Source organism: Pseudomonas sp. KB_15 (genome assembly GCF_052114525.1).
Taxonomy (GTDB): Bacteria; Pseudomonadota; Gammaproteobacteria; order Pseudomonadales; family Pseudomonadaceae; genus Aquipseudomonas.
Genome location: NZ_JBFREX010000367.1, coordinates 1 through 361, shown reverse-complemented (window position 1 = coordinate 361; position 361 = coordinate 1). Strand labels below are relative to the sequence as shown.

The 361-nt window shown below is 43.4% G+C and carries 1 rRNA gene; it reads left to right on the top strand.

What is annotated here, in order from left to right:
- A 16S ribosomal RNA gene (locus AB4Z35_RS31320) occupies positions 1–81 on the top strand; the annotation flags it as partial.
- Positions 82–361 lie beyond the last annotated feature (280 nt).

Sequence of the window (361 nt, the reverse complement as noted above, 5' to 3'; positions counted from 1 at the left end):
GTTACCACGGTGTGATTCATGACTGGGGTGAAGTCGTAACAAGGTAGCCGTAGGGGAACCTGCGGCTGGATCACCTCCTTAATCGACGACTCAGCTGCTCCATGAGCTCCCACACGAATTGCTTGATTCATTGAAGAAGACGAGARGCCAGCCTKKAAGGTGGTCTGTTTCGTTAGAGTTTAGAAATGAATATTCTAAAGYGAATATTGATTTCTAGTCTTTGACTAGTTCGTTCTTTAAAAATTTGGGTATGTGATAGAAAGATAGACTGAACGTTACTTTCACTGGTAACGGATCAGGCTAAGGTAAAATTTGTGAGTGGCTCTTTGAGCACGAGCACAATCGAATTTTCGGCGAATGT